Source organism: Agrobacterium bohemicum (genome assembly GCF_002896715.1).
In the GTDB taxonomy this organism is placed as follows: Bacteria; Pseudomonadota; Alphaproteobacteria; order Rhizobiales; family Rhizobiaceae; genus Agrobacterium; species Agrobacterium bohemicum.
This window is the reverse complement of the sequence record NZ_PGEL01000028.1, coordinates 749,786-773,265: the sequence shown is the minus strand read 5'-3', so window position 1 is coordinate 773,265 and position 23,480 is coordinate 749,786. Positions and strand designations below refer to the sequence as shown.

Annotated in this window: 21 protein-coding genes; 20 read left to right on the top strand and 1 reads right to left on the bottom strand. The window is 58.7% G+C overall.

Annotation, left to right across the window (positions count from 1 at the left end; genetic code table 11):
• Positions 1–2: 2 nt before the first annotated feature.
• Together CUC55_RS22345 and CUC55_RS22340 are read left to right on the top strand one after the other, a co-directional pair.
• Positions 3–929, top strand: a complete 927-nt coding sequence (locus CUC55_RS22345) for a nucleoside hydrolase (protein WP_067651204.1) — start codon at positions 3–5, stop codon at positions 927–929.
• A complete protein-coding gene (locus CUC55_RS22340; RefSeq protein WP_103089164.1) occupies positions 926–2,719 on the top strand; it encodes an adenine deaminase in 1,794 nt (597 codons plus the stop codon). Before CUC55_RS22345 ends, CUC55_RS22340 begins: the two co-directional genes overlap by 4 nt.
• A gap of 6 nt (positions 2,720–2,725) precedes the next feature.
• Here CUC55_RS22340 and CUC55_RS22335 read toward each other — a convergent pair whose 3' ends face one another.
• Positions 2,726–3,898 (bottom strand): M20 aminoacylase family protein, encoded by a 1,173-nt coding sequence (locus CUC55_RS22335; protein ID WP_067651198.1) that lies wholly within the window; start codon positions 3,896–3,898, stop codon positions 2,726–2,728.
• Between the two features lie 109 nt (positions 3,899–4,007).
• Between CUC55_RS22335 and CUC55_RS22330 the strand changes: the two genes are divergently transcribed.
• The 18 genes from CUC55_RS22330 to CUC55_RS22240 all read left to right on the top strand — a co-directional run bounded on the left by CUC55_RS22330 (position 4,008) and on the right by CUC55_RS22240 (position 23,479).
• Positions 4,008–4,685 (top strand): phosphoribosyltransferase, encoded by a 678-nt coding sequence (locus CUC55_RS22330; protein ID WP_103089163.1) that lies wholly within the window; start codon positions 4,008–4,010, stop codon positions 4,683–4,685.
• Between the two features lie 179 nt (positions 4,686–4,864).
• A complete protein-coding gene (locus CUC55_RS22325) occupies positions 4,865–5,920 on the top strand; it encodes a dipeptidase (RefSeq protein ID WP_103089162.1) in 1,056 nt (351 codons plus the stop codon).
• Between the two features lie 37 nt (positions 5,921–5,957).
• Positions 5,958–7,598, top strand: coding sequence for an ABC transporter substrate-binding protein (locus CUC55_RS22320; protein ID WP_103089161.1), 1,641 nt, complete (start codon positions 5,958–5,960; stop codon positions 7,596–7,598).
• Between the two features lie 18 nt (positions 7,599–7,616).
• On the top strand, positions 7,617–8,684 hold the full coding sequence (locus CUC55_RS22315) for an ABC transporter permease (protein WP_103089160.1): 1,068 nt from the start codon (positions 7,617–7,619) through the stop codon (positions 8,682–8,684).
• The gene (locus CUC55_RS22310) at positions 8,681–9,613 is read left to right on the top strand and encodes an ABC transporter permease (RefSeq protein ID WP_067651183.1); all 933 of its coding nucleotides are present in this window, start codon (positions 8,681–8,683) and stop codon (positions 9,611–9,613) included. Before CUC55_RS22315 ends, CUC55_RS22310 begins: the two co-directional genes overlap by 4 nt.
• Entirely contained in the window at positions 9,610–10,446 is an 837-nt protein-coding gene (locus tag CUC55_RS22305; RefSeq protein ID WP_067651180.1) for an ABC transporter ATP-binding protein, read from the top strand. Before CUC55_RS22310 ends, CUC55_RS22305 begins: the two co-directional genes overlap by 4 nt.
• Positions 10,443–11,192, top strand: coding sequence for an ABC transporter ATP-binding protein (locus CUC55_RS22300; RefSeq protein WP_103089159.1), 750 nt, complete (start codon positions 10,443–10,445; stop codon positions 11,190–11,192). Before CUC55_RS22305 ends, CUC55_RS22300 begins: the two co-directional genes overlap by 4 nt.
• 162 nt (positions 11,193–11,354) lie before the next feature.
• Complete coding sequence (locus tag CUC55_RS22295; protein ID WP_103089158.1) at positions 11,355–12,254, top strand: LysR family transcriptional regulator; 900 nt, start codon at positions 11,355–11,357, stop codon at positions 12,252–12,254.
• Positions 12,255–12,341: 87 nt separating this feature from the next.
• The gene (locus CUC55_RS22290) at positions 12,342–13,877 is read left to right on the top strand and encodes an ABC transporter substrate-binding protein (protein ID WP_103089157.1); all 1,536 of its coding nucleotides are present in this window, start codon (positions 12,342–12,344) and stop codon (positions 13,875–13,877) included.
• 226 nt (positions 13,878–14,103) lie between these two features.
• Positions 14,104–15,054, top strand: coding sequence for an ABC transporter permease (locus CUC55_RS22280; protein ID WP_103089247.1), 951 nt, complete (start codon positions 14,104–14,106; stop codon positions 15,052–15,054).
• On the top strand, positions 15,051–15,872 hold the full coding sequence (locus CUC55_RS22275) for an ABC transporter permease (RefSeq protein WP_103089155.1): 822 nt from the start codon (positions 15,051–15,053) through the stop codon (positions 15,870–15,872). Before CUC55_RS22280 ends, CUC55_RS22275 begins: the two co-directional genes overlap by 4 nt.
• An 88-nt stretch (positions 15,873–15,960) precedes the next feature.
• Positions 15,961–16,644, top strand: a complete 684-nt coding sequence (locus CUC55_RS22270; RefSeq protein ID WP_067651166.1) for an exopolysaccharide biosynthesis protein — start codon at positions 15,961–15,963, stop codon at positions 16,642–16,644.
• A gap of 74 nt (positions 16,645–16,718) precedes the next feature.
• Complete coding sequence (locus CUC55_RS22265) at positions 16,719–17,672, top strand: sugar-binding transcriptional regulator (RefSeq protein ID WP_103089154.1); 954 nt, start codon at positions 16,719–16,721, stop codon at positions 17,670–17,672.
• A gap of 143 nt (positions 17,673–17,815) precedes the next feature.
• Positions 17,816–19,129, top strand: a complete 1,314-nt coding sequence (locus CUC55_RS22260; protein ID WP_103089153.1) for an ABC transporter substrate-binding protein — start codon at positions 17,816–17,818, stop codon at positions 19,127–19,129.
• A 153-nt stretch (positions 19,130–19,282) separates the two neighbouring features.
• Complete coding sequence (locus CUC55_RS22255; protein ID WP_103089152.1) at positions 19,283–20,155, top strand: carbohydrate ABC transporter permease; 873 nt, start codon at positions 19,283–19,285, stop codon at positions 20,153–20,155.
• A gap of 11 nt (positions 20,156–20,166) precedes the next feature.
• On the top strand, positions 20,167–20,991 hold the full coding sequence (locus CUC55_RS22250) for a carbohydrate ABC transporter permease (protein WP_067651158.1): 825 nt from the start codon (positions 20,167–20,169) through the stop codon (positions 20,989–20,991).
• A gap of 11 nt (positions 20,992–21,002) precedes the next feature.
• A complete protein-coding gene (locus tag CUC55_RS22245; protein ID WP_067651156.1) occupies positions 21,003–22,001 on the top strand; it encodes an ABC transporter ATP-binding protein in 999 nt (332 codons plus the stop codon).
• Positions 21,998–23,479, top strand: a complete 1,482-nt coding sequence (locus tag CUC55_RS22240) for a mannitol dehydrogenase family protein (RefSeq protein ID WP_103089151.1) — start codon at positions 21,998–22,000, stop codon at positions 23,477–23,479. Before CUC55_RS22245 ends, CUC55_RS22240 begins: the two co-directional genes overlap by 4 nt.
• Position 23,480 lies beyond the last annotated feature (1 nt).

Below are 23,480 nucleotides of genomic sequence, written 5' to 3'. Positions count from 1 at the left end.
TCATGGGTATCTGGATCGATTGCGACATGGGCTTCGATGACATCGCCGCCATCATGGTGGCGACGTCTCATGGACTTCAGATAGATGGACTCTCGCTGGTGTTCGGCAACGCACCGCTTGCGCAGGTGCGCCGCAATGCTGCCAGCGCGAAAATGGCCTTTGGCTGGGACTTCGCCATCCATATGGGCCGCGAAAATCCCGTGCTCGGAAAGCTCGAGACAGCACAAACCATTCTCGGAGATACCGGCATTCCAACGGTTGGCGCGGGCTTGCCCAACGCTGCCGATCTGCCGCACAGCGAAGCGTTTCAAGCGCTTTGCGACTGGCTGGGAGAGGGCAGCGAAGACAAGCGTATTCTCGCTTTGGGCCCCGTCACCAACATCGCCGCGCTCTGCCTCGCAAGACCAGACCTTGCCGCCCGCATCACAGACCTGATTTGGATGGGTGGCGGCGTCACGGCTGGCAATCATACGGCATCTGCGGAATTCAATGCCTTCGCCGATCCCGAAGCGCTTGCCATTGTCATCGCCCACGGCCTGCCCCTGCGCATGGTCGATCTCGATCTCTGCCGCAAGGTCGCCGCCGGGCTATCCGATGTTGCGCCCATCCGCGCGGCCGGTGGAAAGAATGCCGCATTGATTGCCGATATGCTGGAAGGCTTCATCAACATCGCCACCAGTCGCGGGCGAGATGCCATGGCGCTTTACGACCCCTGTGCAGCCGTTGCCCTCGTGGCACCGGATTGCATCGGCTGGAAAACGGCGCGCATCGATATCGAACTTCACGGCGGCCTCACACGTGGCCGCACCGTTGTCGAAGCGCGCGCCGCCCATGCGTTAAGTTTCAACGCGCAATATGCAGAGACGGTCGATGCCGCGCGTGCCAAATCCATCATTCTCGATGCCCTGCGTCAGGAGGCCAGCCGATGAAAGAGCAGACTCTTATCGTTGATCGTGACGGGATGAATGACGATGCGTTGCGCGCCCGCACTGTTGCCGCCGCGCGCGNCGACCAGCCTTTCGATATCCTCATCAGCGGTGGCACGCTTGTCGATGTTGTCACCGGTGAGCTTCGTTTGGCGGATATCGGTATCGTCGGTCCGCTGATTGCCAGCGTCCACGCGGCTGGAACCCGCACAGATGCCGCACAGGTTCTGGATGCAACGGGCGCTTTCGTTTCGCCGGGGCTGATCGACACGCATATGCATGTCGAAAGCTCCATGGTAACGTCCGCGGCCTACGCCGGTGCCATTGTCCCCNGCGGGNTCACCACCATCGTCTGGGACCCGCATGAATTCGGCAATGTCCACGGTATCGATGGCGTGCGCTGGGCGGTAGAAGCCAGCAAGGGGCTGCCGTTGCGGGCCATCCTTCTCGCACCATCGTCGGTGCCGTCAGCGCCGGGGCTGGAACAGGCGAGTGGTGATTTCGATGCCTCGGCCATGGCCGAAATGCTGTTCTGGCCTGAAGTCGGTGGCGTCGCCGAGGTCATGAATATGCGCGGCGTGATCGAGCGTGAACCGCGCATGAGCGCCATTCTTCAGGAAGGCCTGTTTTCCGACAAGCTGATCTGCGGCCATGCACGCGGTCTTGAAGGTGCCGATCTCAACGCCTTCATGGCAGGGGNTATCACGTCGGATCACGAACTCACCTCCGCTGCCGACCTCATGGCAAAGTTGCGGGCAGGGCTCACGATAGAGCTGCGCGGTTCGCACGATCATCTTCTGCCGGAATTCGTGGAGGCGCTGAATACGCTGGGCCATCTGCCGCAAACGCTGACACTGTGCACCGACGATGTTTNCCCTGATGATCTCGCAAAAANCGGTGGGCTGGATGATGTCGTGAGGCGGTTGGTGCGCTACGGCCTTAAACCGGAATGGGCTCTGCGCGCTGCCACGCTGAATGCGGCCATGCGTCTCCAACGCAATGATCTCGGCCTGATCGCAGCTGGTCGTAGGGCCGATATCGCCGTCTTCGAAGACCTGTCGCAATTCTCAGCGCGACATGTTCTGGCCAGCGGCACGCCCGTTGCAGAAGCTGGCAAGATGCTGGTCGATCTAACCGAGATGGATGCAGCACCGCTCAAGCACTCGGTGAAGCTCACACCTCGCTCCCCCTCCGATTTCAAGGTCAAGTCCGAGGGCAACAGGGTCAAACTCGCCACCATCGACAAGCCGCGTTTCACACAGTGGGGTGAGGCGGAAGCCGCCGTGGAAAACGGTTTCGTGGTGTCGCCGGAGGGCGCAACCATGATCTCCGTCACCCACCGCCACGGCAAGGCCGATCCCATCACCAGAACCGGTTTCCTCACCGGTTGGGGAAAATGGGACGGCGCATTCGCCACCACGGTCGCACATGACAGCCACAACCTTACGGTTTTTGGCGGTAATGCTAATGATATGGCGGTCGCCGCAAACGCCATCATCAAGGCTGGTGGCGGCATGGCTGCCGCATCCGGCGGCAAGGTGACTGCCTTGCTTGCGCTTCCACTTTCCGGCCTCGTCTCGGATGCGCCTCTGGTGGATGTCGCTTCCGGTTTCGAGTCGGTGCGCGATGCCGTCGGTCAAATCGTGGAGTGGCAGCCGCCTTATCTCGTCTTCAAAGCCTGCTTCGGTGCCACACTCGCCTGCAATATCGGCCCGCACCAGACGGATATGGGCATTGCCGATGTTGTCTCGGGAAGGGTAATGGAGACGCCGGTGCTGGAGGTTCTGGACTAAAGGCGATCATTCCGCGGCCAGTTCCTGCTCCACCAAACTCGTCCAGAACGCAACGCCTGATACGATCGCGTCGTCGTTGAAATCATAAGACGTGTTGTGGTGCAGCGCGCCATCGACGGCAGGGCCATTGCCGAGCCAGACGTAGCAACCGGGAGCCTCGCTGGCGAAGAACGAGAAATCATCGCCAGCCGTCGAGGGTGGAAAGGCTGTCCGTGCTTTCTCTCCGAAAACGCTTTGCGCCGCCTTGAGGGCGCGGCTTGTCGCATCCGTATCATTGATGACGGGAGGTATGCGACGGATGAAGTCGTAGCTGGCTTCGATGCCGAACATGACGGCGGTTCCCGCTGCCAGCCGCCCGATTTCCTCTTCCAACTGGTCACGAACATGAGCCGAATAAGCCCGCGCCGTGCCGCCGATCTCGACGACATCAGGGATGACATTGAGCGCTTTGGGATCACCCGCCTGCACCGAACAGGCGCTGACGACAGCCGGTTGCAGCGGATCGACCACGCGCCCGACGATGCTTTGCAGCGCGGCCAGAAAACTCCCCGCTGCCGTGATCGGGTCACGCCCCAGATGCGGTTTTGCACCGTGGGTGCCGACCCCTTTGAACGTCACGCGCCAGCTATCGGAGGACGCCAGTTGTGGTCCCTCGACCACCGCCATTTCATCAACATCCAGCCCCGGCATATTGTGCAGGCCATAGACGGCATCGCAGGGGAATAGGTCGAACAGACCGTCCTCCACCATCTGTTTCGCGCCGCCACGTCCTTCTTCGGCAGGCTGGAAAATAAAGTGCACGGTGCCGGAAAAATTGCGGCTCGTGGCCAGGTGACGTGCAGCACCCAGCAGCATCACCGTGTGTCCATCATGGCCGCAAGCGTGCATCTTGCCGGGGATGGTGGATTTATAGGGCCGCTCCGCCATCTCAGGCATGGCGAGCGCATCCATATCCGCGCGCAGGCCGATACGGCGGGTGCCATTGCCCACCTGAAGGGTGCCGACGACGCCGGTTTCGCCTAGGCCCCGATGAACGCTAATCCCGGCCTCTTCCAGATGCTTGGCAACCAGCGCGCTGGTATGCTCTTCTTCGAAACCCAGTTCCGGGTGGGCGTGCAGGTCGTGTCGCAGAGCGGTCAGAAAAGGCAGGTCGTTTCCGAACCGGGCGAGCGGGGTCATGGGCGGTCTTTCCTTGCGAAAGCAAAACGGGCTTCTTTTTCTAGTGCAGAAGCCCNTGAAANTTAATAGTACCGACTGAGAAAACGGAAATAATATCGCCGCGAAAGGAATGGTCATGAAGCCGCACGAATTCTGGCAGGATATCCATGCGCCCGGCAGCTTCGATCTCGCCGGTCCCCATTCCGGTTCCTTCCCGGTGACGCTCGATGATGGCAGGCAATTGCGCCTGCCGATCCGCCCGCTAGCCGATGGGGAACATGCGCTCGCATCGCTGATCGTCAATCAGGCATCTTTCCCTGTTGTCGAAGCTTTGGCGGGAAATCTCGCGGCGAAGCTCAAGCCTTTCGATATCGATGTCATCGTCGGTCTTCCCACGCTTGGCCTGACACTTGCGGCAGAAGTCGCACGCCACCTTGGCCACAGCCGCTACGTGCCGCTCGGGACGTCGCGAAAATTCTGGTATCTGGACGAATTGTCCGTGCCCATGTCTTCGATCACCACGCAACAGCAGAAACGGCTCTATATCGACCCACGCATGCTTCCACTACTGGAGGGCAAGCGAGTTGCGCTGGTGGATGATGTGATTTCCAGCGGCACCTCCATCATCGCCGGTCTTTCACTTCTTGCCGCGTCCAACATCGAGCCCGTCGTCATCGGTGCCGCCATGCTGCAATCTGACAGATGGCAGGAAAANCTGGCCAGTTTCGGCGAGCAATGGACCGGCAGGGTGCAAAGGGTTTTTCAGACGCCGATGCTGAAAANGGGCGGTGACGGGTGGCATTCCTGACAGCTATCAATCGCCGGTAGGCGCGCTCTGGTCATTTTTNCACCCTGCACATTTTTTGACTTGCGAAGCCGAAGAGGATGGGCCTAGGATCATCACCAACAGCGTACCCCGGCATCGAGCTTATCGCTAAGCTCATGGCTTTAAATATAAAAAACGACCCCGCCTTTTGGAATTCCTGCATGCAACTTGTTTTCGACGGTCATAATGATGTCCTCCTGCGTTTGTGGCGCAACGCCAAAATGGGAAGCGATCCCGTCGCCGAGTTCATGCAGGGTACATATGAAGGCCATATCGATGCGCCGCGCGCCAAGGCGGGCGGATTGGCAGGTGGCATCTGCGCCATCTACATTCCCTCTGGTGATCTGATCCTCAAGGAGCCCGACGCATCAGGCCACTACATCACCCCGCTTGCGGCACCGCTCGAGCGCCAGCCATCGCTCGATATCGCGCTGGAAAAGGCTGCGATTGCGCTACGTCTTGATCAGGCGGGCGGCTGGAAGCTGTGCCGCTCGACCGTCGAAATCCGCCAAGCCATGGCAGACGGCGTGTTTGCAGCAGTGCTGCACATGGAAGGCTGCGAGCCGATTGCCGCCGATCTCGATGCGTTGGATGTGTTCTATGCCGCAGGGCTGCGCTCGCTCGGCCCTGTCTGGAGCCGCCATAATATTTTCGGCCACGGCGTGCCGTTCGCCTATCCCATGTCGCCGGATACGGCGCCAGGGCTGACCGATGCCGGTTTCGAGCTGGTGAAGCGCTGCAACCGGCTCGGCATCCTCATCGATCTCGCGCATATCACCGAAAANGGCTTCTGGGACGTGGCGAAAACCACCGATCAGCCTTTGGTCGCCAGCCATTCCAACGTCCATGCGCTCACGCCCGTGGCCCGCAATCTCACCGATAAGCAGATGGACGCCATCAAGGAGAGCAAGGGTTTGGTCGGTCTCAATTACGCCGTGACCATGTTGCGCCCGGATGCGCGCGATGACGCCAACACGCCGATTTCGGCCATGGTGCAGCACATCGATTACATGGTCAAACGCATGGGCATCGATTGCGTGGCACTGGGTTCGGACTTCGATGGCGCGACCATCCCAACGGAAATCCGCGATGCCAGTGGCAACAATAATCTTGTTGCCGCGCTCAAATCTGCGGGATACGCTGATCAAGACCTTGCTAAAATTTGCCGGGAAAACTGGCTGCGCGTTTTGGCTCAGGCATGGCACGAACCAGCCTGAGACCGAGTAGACACCGAGATACAAACAGGGGAAGACGATGAACAAATCGCTCAACAAAGCCGCCCGCATCCTCGCCACCAGCGTGGCTCTTTCGATGCTTTCTCTCGCAGCGCCACAAGCCTTTGCGGCAACGCCTGCCGATACGCTGGTCGAAGGTTTCGCCATCGATGACATCATCTCGCTCGATCCGGGCGAGGCGTTCGAGATTACGACTGCGGAAGTCACCGGCAACACCTATAGCAAGCTCGTTTCCATCGATATCGCTGATACGTCCAAGGTGAAGGGTGATCTGGCCGAAAGCTGGACGACCTCCGAAGACGGTCTGACCTACACGTTCAAGCTGAAGCAGGGCCTCAAATTCGCCTCTGGCAATCCGCTGAGTGCAGAAGATGTCGCTTTCTCCATGGAGCGTGCCGTCAAGCTGGATAAATCCCCGGCTTTCCTTCTGACGCAATTCGGCCTCAACGGCGATAACGTCACAGAAAAGGCGAAGGCAACCGATGCCAACACCTTTGTGCTGACCGTTGACAAGCCCTATGCGCCAAGCTTCGTTCTCAACGTTTTAACGGCAACGGTTGCCTCGGTGGTGGACAAGAAGCTGGTGATGGAGAAGGCGAAGGCGGTGACGCCAAGCGCCGATTACAAATATGACAGCGATTTCGGCAACGAATTCCTCAAGACCGGTTACGCCGGTTCCGGCCCTTACAAAATTCTTGGCTGGAAGGCCAACGAAGCCGTTATTCTTGAGGCCAACCCGAATTATTACGCTGAAAAGCCAAAGCTGAAGCGCGTCGTCTACCGCCACATGAAGGAAAGCTCCGGTCAGCGTCTGGCGCTTGAAAATGGCGATATCGATGTTGCCCGCAATCTTGAGCCAGGCGACATGGAAGCCGTGTCCAAGAAGGAAGGCTTCACTGTTATCTCTGCACCCAAGGGTACGGTCTATTATCTCGGCCTGAACCAGAAGAACGAGAACCTGAAAAAGCCTGAGGTCGTTGAGGCCTTCAAGTATCTTGTCGATTACGAAGGTATCGGTGCGACCATCATCAAGGGCATCGGTGAGATACACCAGACCTTCCTGCCGAAGGGGCAGCTCGGTGCGCTGGATGAAAACCCTTACAAGCTGGACGTCGCGAAGGCGAAGGAACTGTTGGCAAAGGCTGGTCTGAAAGACGGCTTTACGGTAACCATGGATGTGCGCAACACGCAGCCGGTTACCGGCATTGCGGAAAACATGCAGCAGACATTGGCGCAGGCTGGCATCAAGCTGGAAATCATTCCCGGCGATGGCAAGCAGACTCTGACAAAGTATCGCGCTCGCCAGCATGACATCTATATCGGTGACTGGGNTTCCGACTATTTCGACCCGAACTCCAATGCTGAAACCTTCACCATCAATTACGACAACTCGGACGAAGGCAAGAACAAGACGCTGGCATGGCGCAATGCCTGGGACGTTCCTGAACTGACAAAGGAAACGCAGGCTGCTTTGTTGGAGAAAGACAACGCCAAGCGTGCGGCCATGTATCAGGACCTTCAGAAAAAGGTTCTGGAAAGCGGCCCGTTCGTCGTGATCGAACAGAAGACGGAAATTGCCGGCTTCTCCAACAAGGTCAAAGGTCTGAAGCTTGGACCAAGCTTCGACACCAACTATGTCTACCCGGTCTCCAAGGAATAGTCCGGCAGGATTGATTCAGTGACCATTATTGAAACAGTACCAAGGCCAAGGCGCGGCAAAAGCCGCGCCAACAAGCGCCTGACCGCCGTTCTCGGCTTCCTCGTTACCGTCATCACCACCTTTTNGGGGTTGCTGGCGGTTACATTCTTCATCGGTCGCGTTATCCCCATCGATCCCGCCTTGGCGATCGTGGGGGATCGTGCGCCTGCCCATGTGATAGAGCGAGTGCGCGAAGAACTCGGCCTCAATCTGCCGCTCTGGCAGCAGTTTTTCCTCTACATCAAACAGGCGTTGACCGGCGACTTCGGCACGTCTGTCCTCACAACCAACCCTGTTATGACCGATATCATCCGGGTCTTTCCCGCCACAATCGAGCTTGCCACCATCGGCACGCTGATCGGTGCCGTCTTCGGTATTCCGCTCGGTGTTCTCGCCGCCGTCAAGCGCGGCAGTATCATCGACCAGATCGTGCGTATCATCGGTCTCGTCGGTTATTCCGTGCCGATCTTCTGGCTCGGCCTGCTGGCGCTGCTGGTGTTTTACGCCAAGCTGAACTGGGTCGCTTACCCCGGGCGCATGGATATCGTCTACGAATTCACCTTCACCCCCGTCACCGGCTTTTACCTCCTGGATGCCTTCTGGCAGGGGCAGTGGGATGTGCTGTGGGACCTTTTCCGCCACATCATTCTGCCTGCCGGATTGCTCGGTTACTTTTCGCTGGCCTATATCAGCCGCATGACGCGCTCTTTCATGCTGAATGAATTGAGCCAGGAATACATCGTCGCGGCCCGTGCCAAGGGCCTGTCTGAAACCCGCATCATCTGGTTTCACGCGCTGCGCAACGCTGCCGTGCCACTGTTGACGGTTATCGTGCTGTCCTATGCCGGTCTGCTGGAAGGGTCGGTCCTGACGGAAACCATCTTCTCCTGGCCGGGCCTGGGGCTCTACATCACCAACTCCNTGCAGAATGCGGATATGAACGCCGTTCTCGGCGGGACCATCGTGATCGGCGCTGTCTTCATCAGCATCAATCTCCTGTCCGATCTGCTCTACCGGACGCTCGATCCAAGGACGCGCAGCCGATGACGACAGCTTTGACCCCCTTGAAACCCTATAGCCGCGAATGGCTGCTGTCCGATCGCCCCGCCTCGCGCAGGCAGGCACGACTTGGCCGCGCCTATGTCATCTGGCGGCGCTTTTCGGAAAACCGGCTGGCGCTGGCCGGGCTTGGCATCATTCTCGTATTGGTGTTGGTCGCGATCTTTGCCGATGTGCTGGCCCCGCATTCCGCTGTTCAGGGTGATCTGCGCAATGCCCGCCTGTTGCCTCCGGGCAGCGCAGGCTATCTGCTCGGCACGGACGATCAGGGCCGCGATATCCTCTCGCGCCTCATCCATGGGTCGCGTCTGACGTTATTCGTGGTTCTGCTGGTTGCCATCATTGCAGCCCCCGTTGGCCTCATCGTCGGAACGGTGGCCGGTTATGCCGGTGGCTGGGTGGATGCAGTCCTTATGCGCATCACCGATATCTTTCTGGCGTTCCCCAAGCTTGTTCTGGCGCTGGCGCTGGTTGCGGCACTCGGGCCGGGCATCGAGAATGCGGTGCTCGCCATCGCCATCACCTCATGGCAACCCTATGCCCGCATTGCCCGCGCTGAAACCATGACCTTCCGCCATTCCGATTTCATCGCAGCGGTGCAATTGATGGGCGCGTCGCCGTGGCGCATTGTGCTCAAACACGTCATGCCGCTGTGCATGTCATCGCTCATCGTGCGTGTCACGCTGGATATGGCAGGCATCATTCTGACGGCAGCTGGTCTCGGCTTCCTCGGCCTCGGCGCACAGCCGCCGCTGCCGGAATGGGGCGCGATGATCGCATCCGGTCGCCGCTTCATTCTCGACCAATGGTGGGTTGCGGCCATGCCGGGCATTGCCATCCTCATCGTCAGCCTGGGCTTCAACCTGTTGGGCGATGGTCTACGTGATGCGCTGGACCCGAAGGAGGCAGGCCAATGAGTGCGCCGCTTCTGACCGTCGAAAACCTGCGCGTCAGCTTTCCCACCCGCACAGGGCTTGTGGAAGCGGTGCGCGGCGTCTCGTTTACGCTTGGCAAGGAACGTCTGGGCATCGTCGGTGAATCCGGTTCCGGCAAGTCCCAGACCGGCCGCGCCATCATGGGTCTGACGCCGTCAGCCGCAAAAATCGAGGCGGATGCCTTGCGTTTCGGCGATATCGATCTCATGAAAGCCTCAGCTAAGCAGCGCCGGAGTATTCGCGGCAAGCGCATCGGCATGATTCTGCAGGACCCGAAATATTCGCTGAACCCGGTCATGCCGATCGGTCGCCAGATCGTGGAGACCTTGCAGACGCATGAGCGCATCAGCACATCGGCGGCCAAACAGCGGGCGCTCGACATGCTGGAGGCCGTGCAGATTCGCGAGCCTGAGCGTGTTTTCGGTCTTTACCCGCACGAAGTCTCCGGCGGCATGGGCCAACGTGTGATGATTGCCATGATGCTGGTCTGCGGCCCGGAACTGCTGATTGCCGACGAACCGACATCGGCGCTTGACGTGACCGTGCAGCTGGAAGTGCTCGGCATTCTCGACAAGCTGGTGCGGGATCGCGGCATGGGTCTCATCTTCATCTCGCATGATCTGCGGCTGGTTTCGTCCTTTTGCGACCGCGTCATTGTTATGTATGCGGGCCGCGTGGTGGAAGAGCTTCAGGCGGCCAATCTGGATAATGCCCAGCATCCCTATACCCGCGGGCTGCTCAACTGCCTTCCAAAGATTGGTGAGAACAGGCATCCGCTGCCGGTTCTGGACCGTCAGGTGGAGTGGCGCCTATGACCACAGTTCTGTCCGTCACCGATCTGCTGGTGGATTTCGAAGGCCATATCGCGCTGGATGGGGTCAGTATCGATGTCGCTCAGGGCGAATCTTTCGGGCTCGTCGGCGAATCCGGCTCAGGCAAATCCACCCTGCTGCGCGCCATTGCCGGTCTCAACCACTTCGACGAGGGCAGCCTCATGGTCGAGGGGCGGACCTACAAGAGCAAGTTTCGCGAAANGAGTTTTTACCGCGATGTGCAGATGGTGTTTCAGGACCCCTATGGCTCGCTTCATCCGCGCCAGACGGTGGACGCGCTGCTGTTGGAGCCTCTGACGATCCACGGCATGGATGACAAGGAAGGCCGTATCACCCGTGCGCTGGATGAAGTCGGCCTAGGAACCGGTTTCCGCTTCCGCTATTCGCATCAACTTTCCGGCGGCCAGCGCCAGCGCATCGCCATTGCACGTGCGCTGATTCTGGAGCCGAAAATCCTGCTGCTGGATGAGCCGACATCGGCGCTCGACGCTTCCATTCAGGCCGAAATCCTCAACTTGCTGGAACAGGCGCGCAAGGACCGTGGCCTCACCTTCCTCATGGTCAGCCACGATCTGGGCGTCATCAGCCACATGTGCGACCGTCTTGCCGTCATGAAAAGCGGTAAGGTGGTGGAAATGCTGGATGTGGAGGCGCTGGAAAGTCGAGAGTTTCAGGCGGATTACACACGGCAGTTGCTGGTGGCGAGTGAGGGTTTTGTGCGCGATTGAGGCGTGGTTATTCTCCCACTCTTCTGTCACCCCGGGCTTGATCCGGGGTCCAGCCGTCTTGCGTCTGCAAGACGAATAGAGTCTTCTGCGATCAAGGACTTGATCGCGCTGGATACCGGGTCTAGCCCGGTATGACGGCCCATTAGAAANCGGAAANCCACCATGAATCTACGCGCATTGATGTATTTCGATGAGCTTGTCCGCACCAGTTCCATGCGCGCGGCGGCGGAAAATCTCAATGTTGCGCCCACCGCTGTCAGCCGCCAGATCGAAAATCTGGAAGAGTATTTCGGCACGCCGCTGGTGGAGCGCTCCAGCCGTGGCGTGACCTTGACGGCAGCGGGAGAGCTTCTTGCGGAACGTGCCGGAAAGACTCTGCGCGAACTTGGTCACGTTCACCAGTTGATCGATGATCTCAAGGGGCTGGAGCGTGGGCGCGCCACGATCTATGCCAATGGCGCAACAGTCGCCAGCCTGCTGGCACCGGCGCTATCGCAATTCAGCCAGACCTATCCGAAGCTGCGTTTCGATGTCCATATCACCAGCGCCCGTCAGGCTATTGATGCGCTTGTTACGGCACAGGCCGACATCGCCATCACGCTGTTTGCGCCTGAAACCTCCGAGGTGAAAATCCTCGCAAAGCGGGAAATCTGCTATGATGTCATCCTTCCCGCAGAGCACCCACTAGCAGGTAAACCTTCGATTTCATTGAAAGAAATCGCCAATATGCCGTTGGCGTTACCGGAAAAANCATTCGCGGCACGGCAAGCCTTCGACGCGCTATTTGCGCAAGCCGGTGTCACTCTCGATCCGGTCTTCACCGCCAGCTCGCTTGAGTTGCTGAAAGAATTGGTGCTGGACCGCGCAGCCGTTACGCTTCTTCCGGCACTTGCCGTTGCCCGCGAAATCAAGTCCGGGCAGATGGTGGCGATACCTTTGAGCAGTACCAAGGGCGTGCGCACACATATGGAACTTTGCGTTGCACCAGACCGTGACTTGTCCTTTGCGGCCGCNACGCTTGCCGGTTTCATCGAGACCTTCATGGGCAACCTGCCAAAATAGACGGTTGATTTTTACCTCTGATGTCGTGTAGCGATTTTCGCAACGCGCTGAACACAAAATGTTCGCACCACTCGACCGGAGTTGACGATGATCCGCAGCACTCTTTCGCAATCTGCAAAATTCACACGCCGTTTGGCCCTTGGCCTTGCCGTCGCCACTGCTCTTTCAGCCATGCTGCCCGCGACCTCGGTGTTTGCAGCCGCTAAAAACTCCATCGTCATCGGCATGGGCGGCGAACCGTCGGGCCTCGATCCCACCGTCGCCGCGCCCGTCTTCATCGGGCAGGTCACATGGCAGAACATCTTCGAAGGGCTCGTTACGATCGACAGGGATGGCAAGATTCAGCCGCAACTGGCAGACAGCTGGGAAATATCCGAAGACGGAAAGACCTATACATTCAAGCTGCATGAGGGCGTGAAATTCCACGATGGAGAGGTTTTCGATTCCGCTGTCGCCAAGTCGTCGCTGGAGCGCGCGCGTGGTGACGCCTCCGTCAATCCGCAGAAGCGGTTCTTTGCGGCCATCAGCAGCATCGAAACGCCTGATGCAACGACGCTTGTTCTCAAACTGAAGCAGCCCTCTGGCAGCCTGCTCTATTGGCTCGGCTGGCCCGCTTCGGTCATGGTCGGCACCAAGTCTGCCGAAACCAACAAGACGATACCCATCGGCACCGGTCCGTTCAAGTTCGTCAATTGGGCCAAGGGCGACAAGGTCGAGTTGGCGCGCAACATGGATTACTGGAACAAGGATGTAACCGTCGCGCTTGATAAGGCCACCTTCCGTTTTATTCCCGATCCGCAGGCTCAAGCCGCTGCGCTGAAATCCGGCGATGTCGATGCCTTTCCCGAATTCGGCGCACCAGAGCTGATGGCGTCTTTCGAGGGCGATGCGCGGCTCGGTACCTTCATCGGCAACACCGAGCTGAAGGTCGTTGCGGGCATGAACAACGCCGTCAAACCCTTCAACGACAAGCGCGTTCGCCAGGCTTTGATGATGGCGGTGGATCGAGCCACCATCATAGAAGGCGCATGGTCCGGCTTCGGTACGGCCATCGGCAGCCATTACACGCCCAATGATCGCGGCTATGTGAATACGACCGGCGTTCTGTCCTATGATGCGGAAAAGGCGAAGGCGCTGCTGGCTGAGGCGGGATATCCCAACGGGCTGAGCTTCACCATCAAGGCACCGCAGATGCCTTACGCACAGCGCACCTCGCAGGTCCTGCAAGCGATGTTTGCCGAAATCGGCGTGACGATGACCATCGAAACCACGGAATTTCCGGCCAAATGGGTATCGGATGTGCTGAAGGGCGCCAATTACGAAATGACCATCGTCGCCCATGCGGAACCGATGGATATCGATATATTCTCGCGCGATCCCTATTATTTCAACTATAAGAACCCGACCTTCAACGAGATCATCAAGAATGTCGAACTGACCGCTGATCCCGTCGAGCAGGAAGAGCTTTATCAGGATGCACAGAAAATTCTGGCGCAGGATGTGCCAGCGCTTTTCCTCTTCGTCATGCCGAAGCTCGGCGTGTGGGACAAAAAANTACAGGGTCTGTGGGAGAATGAGCCGATCCCGTCCAACGTGCTGACGGATGTGCATTGGGAAGAGTGATGTTTNGTTNGCCGTATAGTGATGGTGGGTGGGGCTTACCCCCNTCTGTCCTGCCGGACATCTCCCCCTCAAAGGGGGAGATCGATAAGCGGCGATCTTCCGGCCACCTTGAACGCTGCGGATTGGGTGACGAGGGCGCGTCTTTCCGATCTCCCCACATGAGGGGGAGATGTCCGGCAGGACAGAGGGGGNTAAGCCCCACCCACCGTCATATACGGGCCTCAACATGATCGCCCTCATCGTCAAACGCATCCTCGGCCTCCTTCTCACCCTGCTCGCCGTATCCTTCCTCATCTACACCGTCATGGGCCTGCTACCGGGAGACCCCGCCGCCATCATGCTCGGCACCTCGGCCAGTCCCGATACACTTGCGGCATTGCAAANGCAGATGGGTCTCGATCAGCCTCTCGTGCTGCGCTACCTGCAATGGCTCGCGGCGATGGCGCGAGGCGATCTGGGGCAATCCTATACTTACGGCGTTCCAGTGGCGGGGCTCATCCTCGACAGGCTTACCGTCACCCTGCCACTCGCTCTCATCGCCGTCGGCCTGTCCATCCTCATCGCCCTGCCGTTGGGTGTCATGGCCGCGCGATACAGAGGCGGCGTGATCGATTTTCTGTGCGGTCTGTTTTCCCATGCGGGCATCGCCGTGCCCGGCTTCTGGGTCGGGCTTTTGCTCATCCTTCTCTTCTCCACCACACTCGGCTGGATGCCCGCAGGCGGCTTTCCGGGCTGGCAGGCAGGTGCGGATGTGGCATTGAAGGCGCTCGTTCTTCCGGCGGTGGCGCTTGCCTTCTCTCAAGCCAGTGTGCTGACGCGGGTCTGCCGCTCGGCCATGCTGGAGGTGATGAGCGAGGATTTCGTGCGGACTGTTCGCGCCAAGGGCATTGGTGAGGCCGCGACCTTGTGGAAACACGTTCTGCCCAATGCTCTGATTCCCGTCATCACCATGATCGGCCTGCAATTCACGTTCCTGATTGCAGGTACGGTGCTGGTGGAAAACGTCTTCAACCTGCCGGGGCTCGGGCGTCTCGCCTATCAGGCGCTGACACAGCGAGACATCGTCGTCATGCAATCGGTCGTGCTCTTCTTCTGCGCGCTGGTCATCGTGATGAATTTCCTTGTCGATATGGCCTATCTGCTGATTGATCCGCGGTTGCGGGCGCGTGCTGCATGAGACGCTTCAATCGCCGCAGTGTCCCTCTTCTCACTGGTGCCATCATCACCGGCGCTCTTGTTGCCATTGCGCTGCTGTCGCTCGTCTGGACACCGCAGATACCCACGAAGATGCACATCGTCGCCAAGTTAAAGCCGCCGTTGACGCAGGGTCTGTTGGGTACCGATCAGTTCGGGCGTGATATTCTCTCGATGCTGATGGTCGGGGCGTGGAATTCGCTCTCTACCGCCGTCGTGGCGGTTGCCATCGGCGCGACCATCGGCACGCTCGTCGGCATTTTTGCCGCCGCGCAACGCGGTGTCGTCGAGGCTTTGCTCATGCGTCTTTGCGATATCGTCTTCGCACTGCCACCCATCCTTNCGGCGATGATGCTGGGTGCTTTNATCGGCTCCGGCCGCTTCACTGCCATCGTCGCCATCGCCACCTTCATGGTGCCGGTGTTTGCTCGGCTCACCTGTGCGGCGGCTCTGCAATTATGGGCGCGGGACTTTGTGTTGGCGGCGGAAAGCCTGGGGCGGAGCAGGGGCGGTATTACCTTCACCCACATTCTGCCGAACCTCACCAACCTTATCATCGTGCAGGTCAGCATCCAGCTGGGTCTTGCTATCCTGACCGAAGCGGGCCTCAGCTTCCTCGGTCTCGGCATGCCACCGCCCGCACCTACCTGGGGCCGGATGTTGTGGGAATCGCAGACCTATCTGTCCGCCGCGCCCTGGCTCGCGATCCTCCCCGGCTTGGCAATCGCGCTGGCGGTTCTCGGCTTCAATCTGCTGGGCGACGGCTTGCGGGATTTGCTCGACCCGAGACTGCGCCGTTAGCGAAACAACGACAATGTGAGGCAGATGTCGTATTGCTGCCGCCATTGCTCTGTTACAGCGGGGGCCATAATCTTGGAGTTGAAACCCTATGCTGCGCCTGTCGGACAATCCCGCTCTATCCGGTTCGGTCGATGATGCCGATCTGGCATTGACGGAACCCGCCACGCCGAAAGTCGGCCTTGTCGATATTCTGCAAGGGCTTGCCAGCGATGAAAGCCGTGAGCGCATTGCCGTCGGCGATCTTCTGTCTGCCATGGGCGATCGTGCCTTCGGCGCGTTGATGCTGGTCTTTGCGCTGCCCAACATCGTGCCGACACCGCCCGGGACATCGGCGATAACTGGAACGCCGCTGGTCTTTTTGGCAGCCCAGCTTTTCGCAGGAAAGAGTCCTTGGCTGCCACGCATGATCTCAGATCGTTCGCTGGCGCGGGAAGATTTCGCCCGCGTCGTTCAAAAGATCGTCCCTGTTCTGCTGTGGGTTCAGAAGCTTCTGAAGCCGCGCATGGAAGTCCTTCTTTTGCCGGTATGCGAGCGTCTGATTGGCCTTGTCTGTCTGCTTCTTGCGGTCATTCTGGCCCTGCCCATTCCACTCGGCAACATCCTGCCCGCTATCGCAATATGCTGTTTTTCCTTCGCTCTTCTGGAACGCGACGGCCTGTTTGCCCTTATCGGCGGTGTTCTATCGGTGATCTCGCTGGCGGTCGTCAGCGGCGTGATTTATGGCATTGCCAAAGCCACGCTTTATTTCGTGGTCGGACCATTGTTGGGGTGAGCGTGCCTCGCCGCGTTTGACATGGGCTCTAGAAAAATGTCAGCACAGTGGAAATATGACGTAAGGGCAGGCATATGGCCAAACGATCCGAAACAGGTGGACGGCTAGATGACGCGGCGCGGGCCGGGTGGCTCTATTACGTTGCCGGTCGCACGCAGGATGAGATCGCTGCCGCCATGAGCATTTCCCGCCAGTCGGCGCAGCGCCTCGTGTCGTTGGCGGTTGCCGAACGACTGATCAAGGTCCGGCTCGACCACCCCATTGCCGCTTGCCTGGAAAAAAGCGAGGCCCTGCGGGCACGGTTTTCGCTGAAATATGTCGAGGTCGTACCAAGCGATCCCGCTGGCGTTTCCTCCACCGTCGGCATTGCCGAGGCGGGAGCGGCGGAAATCGAACGCTGGCTGCGCAAGACAGACCCCATCGTGCTGGCCATCGGCACGGGCCGAACGCTGAAAGCGGCGGTCGATCAGTTGCCACCGATGGAATGCCCGCAACACCGCATCGTCTCGCTGACCGGCAATATCGGGCCGGATGGCTCTGCGGCCTATTACAACGTCATCTTCAGCATGGCCGATGCCATCAAGGCGCGGCACTTTCCCATGCCTTTGCCGGTTCTCTGTTCGTCGGCGGAAGAGCGGGAATTGCTGCATGATCAGTCCATGGTCCGCTCCACGCTCGCACTGGGTGCCGCTGCCGATGTGACCTTCGTCGGTGTCGGTCAGTTGGCAGAGGACGCGCCGCTCTGCGTCGATGGCTTTCTTGAGGTTCAGGAAATGCGCGACCTCATAGCCAAAGGCGGTGCGGGCGAGATTTGCGGCTGGTCGTTCGACCGGGATGGCCGGATCCTCGACACGCCGATCAATGATCGTGTCGCCTCCGTTCCCCTGCCACCACGCGAGACAAGCACGGTGATCGGTATTGCCCAGGGCAAGCAAAANTCACCTGCCATTCTCGCCGCGTTGCGCGGTGGCCTGCTCAATGGCGTGATAACGGATGAGGCTTCAGCCGAATATTTGCTCAGAGATTGAGCAGAAATATCATCGTTATTTCAGTATGTTAGTTATTCCTTGTGCATCGCAGCGCAGGTAAGTGCTTGACTTCCGTCTCCCAAAAGTGAGTATTTGCCCTAGAGCAAAGCGAATGCTCACTAACTTCTTCTGGGAGGAAGATCATGACATTGAAGACACTTCTGCTGGGCGCGTGCTCGGCTCTCGCCTTTTCGGGCCTCGCTTCTGCAGAAACGCTGACCATCGCCACCGTCAACAACGGTGACATGATCCGCATGCAGGGACTGACATCCGAATTCACTGCCAAAAACCCTGATATACAGGTTGAATGGGTCACGCTGGAAGAAAACGTCCTGCGTGAGCGCGTCACCACCGATATCGCTACCAATGGCGGTCAGTACGACATCATGACCATCGGCAACTACGAAGTGCCGATCTGGGCCAAGCAGGGCTGGCTTCTGCCGCTTGAAAAGCTGGGCGAAGGCTATGACGTCGCAGACATGCTGCCATCCATCAAAGGTGGCCTGACGGTCGACAGCAAGCTTTACGCTGCACCGTTCTACGGTGAATCCGCCATGATCATGTATCGCAAGGATCTGTTTGAAAANGCAGGCCTGAAGATGCCTGAAAACCCAACTTGGGAATTCATTGGCGATGCAGCCCGCAAGATCACCGACCGCACGGCCGATGTGAATGGCATGTGCCTTCGTGGCAAGGCCGGTTGGGGCGAGAACATGGCCTTCATCACGGCGCTGACCAACTCCTTTGGCGGCCGCTGGTTTGATGAAAACTGGAAGCCACAGTTCGATCAGCCTGAATGGAAGAACGCGCTTCAGTTCTACGTTGACCTGATGAAGGATGCCGGTCCATCGGGCGCATCGTCCAACGGCTTCAACGAAAACCTGACGCTGTTCCAGCAGGGCAAATGCGGCATGTGGATCGACGCCACGGTTGCAGCCTCCTTCGTATCGAACCCTAAAGATAGCAAAGTCGCCGATCAGGTTGGCTATGCACTCTTCCCAACGCAGGGCGAAATGAAGAACCATGGCAACTGGCTCTGGTCCTGGAACCTCGCCATTCCAAAGAGCTCGCAGAAGGCTGAAGCCGCCGAAAAGTTCATTGCCTGGGCAACCAGCAAGGAATACACGCAGCTCGTCGCCTCCAAGGATGGCTGGGCCAACGTGCCTCCTGGCACCCGTACCTCGCTCTACAAGAACGCTGACTACCAGAAGGCCGCAGGCTTTGCAGCACCGACGCTTGCTGCCATGAATGCTGCCGATATCACCAAGCCAACGGTCAAGCCTGTGCCTTACACAGGTGGTCAGTTCGTAGCGATCCCTGAGTTCCAGTCGCTCGGCACCACGGTTGGTCAGCTGTTCTCGGCGGTGGTTGCCGGTCAGTCCAGCGTTGATGATGCGCTTGCCAGCGCCCAGTCCACAGCCACGCGCGAAATGACGCGCTCGGGATACATCAAGTAATCCTCCCGAAAACAGCCGCCCGGTCGTGATGACCGGGCGGCGCGTTTGCTGAACAGACTTTTTCACAGATACCGATTGCTACCCGTTCAGAACAAGAAAATGCCAAGCGTTCCGCGTGATTGACCGCGCGGTTCCGAATTGGGAGGGAGCCGCATGGCGACGCAAAACACTAAAAATCTGGCGCGGTTGATGATGGCGCCGTCGGTTGTCATGCTTCTGGTGTGGATGATCGTGCCACTGTCCATGACGCTGTGGTTCTCTTTCCAGAATTACAATCTGCTGAACCCGGCCAATGTCAGCTTTGCCGGCCTGTTCAATTACCAGTATTTTTACACCGACCCGGCCTTCTTCCAATCCATCTGGAACACGCTCGTCATCGTCGGCGGCGTGCTGCTGATCACGATCATCGGCGGCATCGGCCTTGCGCTGTTGCTGGACCAGCCCATTTTCGGGCAGGGCATCGTGCGCATTCTCGTCATCTCGCCGTTTTTCGTCATGCCACCGGTGGCCGCACTCGTGTGGAAGAACATGATCATGCATCCCGGTTACGGCGTGCTGGCAGACCTCAGCCGGTTCTTCGGGGCGCAGCCGATCGACTGGTTCTCGCAGTTTCCGCTGCTGTCCATCGTCATCATTGTTGCATGGCAGTGGCTGCCTTTCGCAACGCTGATCCTGCTGACAGCCCTTCAATCGCTGGATGGCGAGCAGAAGGAAGCCGCTGAGATGGATGGCGCGAGCTTCTTCAGCCGCTTCATTTATCTGACGTTGCCGCATCTGGCCCGCGCTATTACCGTGGTCATTCTCATCCAGACGATCTTCCTGCTTGGCGTCTACGCGGAAATTCTCGTCACCACCAATGGTGGACCGGGCTACGCCTCGACCAATCTCGCCTTCCTCATCTACCGCACGGCGCTGCTTGGCTATGATGTGGGTGGTGCGTCCGCAGGCGGCATCATCGCCGTTATCCTTGCCAATATCGTCGCCATCTTCCTGATGCGCGCCGTCGGCAAAANCCTCGATCGATAGGAGTACGGATCATGGCTCGTAATGTCTCGACGCGCTCCAAAATCGGCTTCACCATTGTTGCCTGGGCTTTAGCACTTCTGTTGTTCTTCCCCATCCTCTATGCGTTTCTCACGTCCTTAAAGACGGAGCCGGAAGCCATTGCGGGCTTCAGCCTCTGGCCATCGGGCACGTTTGAAAACTACATCACGGTCAACACCCAGCGTGATTATTTCAAGCCCTTCATGAACTCGGTGATCCTGTCGGTTGGCTCCACCATCGTCGCCCTCATCATCGCCATTCCGGCTGCCTGGGCCATGGCCTTTTCGCCGACAAAGCGCACCAAGGATATCTTGATGTGGATGCTCTCCACCAAGATGATGCCGGCCGTTGCCGTGCTGGTGCCGATCTATCTTCTGTTCCGCAATGCAGGGCTCCTGGATACGCGCATCGGGCTCACCATCATGCTCACCTTCATTAACCTGCCGATTGTGGTGTGGATGCTCTACACATATTTCCGGGAAATTCCGGGCGAAATCCTCGAAGCTGCACGCATGGATGGCGCATCCTTGTGGAACGAGATCGTCTATGTGCTGACGCCGATGGCGATCCCCGGCATTGCCTCCACACTGCTTCTCAACATCATTCTGGCGTGGAACGAGTCCTTCTGGACCATTCGCCTCACCACCACCAATGCGGCACCGCTCACGGCCTTCATCGCCTCCTTCTCCAGCCCGCAGGGCCTGTTCTGGGCCAAGCTGTCTGCGGCCTCGATGATGGCGATTGCGCCGATCCTCGTGCTTGGCTGGTTTTCCCAGAAACAACTCGTTCGCGGCCTCACCTTTGGCGCGGTGAAATAAGGAACAAGAAAATGGGCAGCATTTCCCTTAAAAACGTTTCCAAGGTCTTTGGTGAAGCCAAGGTCATTCCGTCTATCGATCTTGATATCAAGGATGGCGAGTTCGTCGTCTTCGTTGGCCCATCCGGCTGCGGCAAGTCCACGCTGCTGCGCCTCATTGCAGGGCTTGAGGATGTCACCGGCGGGCAGATCATCATCGATGGCAAGGATGTGAGCGAGAAGGCACCGGCAGAACGCGGGCTTGCNATGGTGTTTCAGTCCTATGCGCTTTATCCGCATATGAGTGTGCGCAACAATATCGGCTTTCCGCTCAAAATGGCCAAGCTCGACAAGGCCGTCATCGACAAGAAGGTCAATGATGCAGCAGCCGTTCTGAACCTCACCGATTATCTCGACCGTCGCCCATCGCAACTCTCAGGCGGCCAGCGCCAGCGTGTCGCCATCGGTCGTGCCATCGTGCGCGAGCCATCGGCGTTTCTGTTCGATGAGCCGCTATCCAACCTCGATGCGTCCTTGCGCGGCACCATGCGGCTGGAAATCTCCGAGCTGCACAACACGCTGAAGACGACGATGATTTACGTCACCCACGATCAGGTGGAAGCCATGACCATGGCTGACAAGATCGTCGTGCTCAATCGCGGCAATATCGAGCAGGTCGGCTCTCCGATGGAGCTTTACAAGACGCCGCGCAACCTCTTCGTCGCAGGCTTCATCGGCTCGCCGCGCATGAATTTCGTCAAGGGCGCCTACGCTGCCGCAAAGGGTGGCGATACGGTCGGTGTTCGCCCCGAACATCTGCTGCTGTCCAAGGAAAGCGGTCTGTGGCAGGGCAAGGTCACGGTGGCCGAACATCTGGGTTCCGACACCTTCATCCACATCAATGTCGATGACATCGGCATGGTCACGGCGCGCGCAGGCGGCGAGTTCGCCTGCCAGCACGGCGATACCGTCTACCTCACGCCCGATGACACCAAAATCCACAAGTTCGACAGCAAGGGCCTGGCCATATGACATTCAAACTCTCGCTCGCCACGCTTGAACAGGCGAAAGCGACGGCGGCTGTTCCGTCCTATTCGCGCAGTGACCTTTCCGCTGGCATCGTGCATTTCGGCGTCGGCAATTTCCATCGCGCCCATCAGGCGATCTATCTGGACGATCTGTTCAACACAGGCGCCGATCACGACTGGGCCATTGTCGGCGCGGGCGTTCTGCCATCAGATGCTGTGATGCGCGAGAAGCTGGCGAGCCAGGATTTTCTGACAACCGTGGTGGAGCAGGATAACAACCGCACCAGCGCACGCGTTACCGGACCGATGATCGACATTCTCAAGATCGGCGACACCGCGGTCATCATCGATACGCTGGCCGACCCGAAANTTCGCATCGTCTCGATGACGATCACCGAAGGCGGCTATTTCATCGACGCCTCTGGCGCGTTCAATCCCCAGCATCCGGCCATTACCGAAGACGGCAACAACCCGGCGGTACCCAAGACTGTTTTCGGTCTGATCGTCGCTGGCCTCAAGGCCCGCAAGGACAAAGGCCTCCAGCCCTTCACCGTCATGTCCTGCGATAACATTCCCCACAACGGCAAGGTCACGAAAAACGCAGTCGTCGGGCTTGCTGCGCTCTCCGATCCTGATTTCGCCAACTGGATCAGCGATAACGTCTCCTTCCCCAATTCCATGGTGGACCGCATCACGCCTGCCACCGGTCAGCGCGAGCGCGATATCGCCCGCGACGATTTCGGCATTGACGACAACTGGCCGGTCTTCTGCGAAGAGTTCAAGCAATGGGTCATGGAAGACAATTTTCCCGCAGGTCGTCCCGCGCTGGAAAAGGTCGGTGTGCAATTCGTGCCCGAAGTCGCACCCTATGAGCATATGAAGATCCGCATCCTCAACGGTGGCCATGCGGCGATTGCCTATCCCGCAGCTCTTCTCGATATCCACTTCGTGCATGAGGCGATGGAGCATCCGCTGATCCGCGCTTTTCTGGCGAAGCTGGAGAAGGAAGAGATCATCCCGATCATTCCGCCGGTGCCGGATACCGATCTCAACGAGTATTTCGGCCTGATCGAGCGCCGCTTCCTGAACCCCAAGATCGGCGACACGATCCCACGCCTTGCTCAGGACGGCTCCAACCGCCAGCCCAAATTCATTCTGCCATCGACGACGGATCGTCTTGAAAAGGGCGATGATATCGTCGGTCTCTCGCTGGTCTCGGCGCTCTGGTGCAGGTATTTTGCAGGCACATCAGACAGCGGCGCGCAGATCGTGTTCAACGATGCCAGCGCCGAGCGCCTGCAGGCTGCCGCCATCAAGGCGAAGGACGATCCGATGGCGTTTCTCGCCCTTGACGATATCTTTGGCGATGTCGCAAANTCCGAACTGTTCCGCAAACGCTTCTCCCATGCCTTGAAGACGCTGTGGGAGAAGGGTACGGCAGAAACGATTGAGCTTTACCTGCAAAACAAACTCGTCAGTTGAC

Excerpts from the sequence above, each read along its gene's own strand:
- CUC55_RS22250 (WP_067651158.1), top strand. The coding sequence starts at position 20,167 with ATGGCTCGTAATGTCTCGACGCGCTCCAAAATCGGCTTCACCATTGTT.
- CUC55_RS22345 (WP_067651204.1), top strand. The coding sequence starts at position 3 with ATGGGTATCTGGATCGATTGCGACATGGGCTTCGATGACATCGCCGCC.
- CUC55_RS22270 (WP_067651166.1), top strand. The coding sequence starts at position 15,961 with ATGCTGCGCCTGTCGGACAATCCCGCTCTATCCGGTTCGGTCGATGAT.
- CUC55_RS22305 (WP_067651180.1), top strand. The coding sequence starts at position 9,610 with ATGAGTGCGCCGCTTCTGACCGTCGAAAACCTGCGCGTCAGCTTTCCC.
- CUC55_RS22310 (WP_067651183.1), top strand. The coding sequence starts at position 8,681 with ATGACGACAGCTTTGACCCCCTTGAAACCCTATAGCCGCGAATGGCTG.
- CUC55_RS22335 (WP_067651198.1), bottom strand. The coding sequence starts at position 3,898 with ATGACCCCGCTCGCCCGGTTCGGAAACGACCTGCCTTTTCTGACCGCT.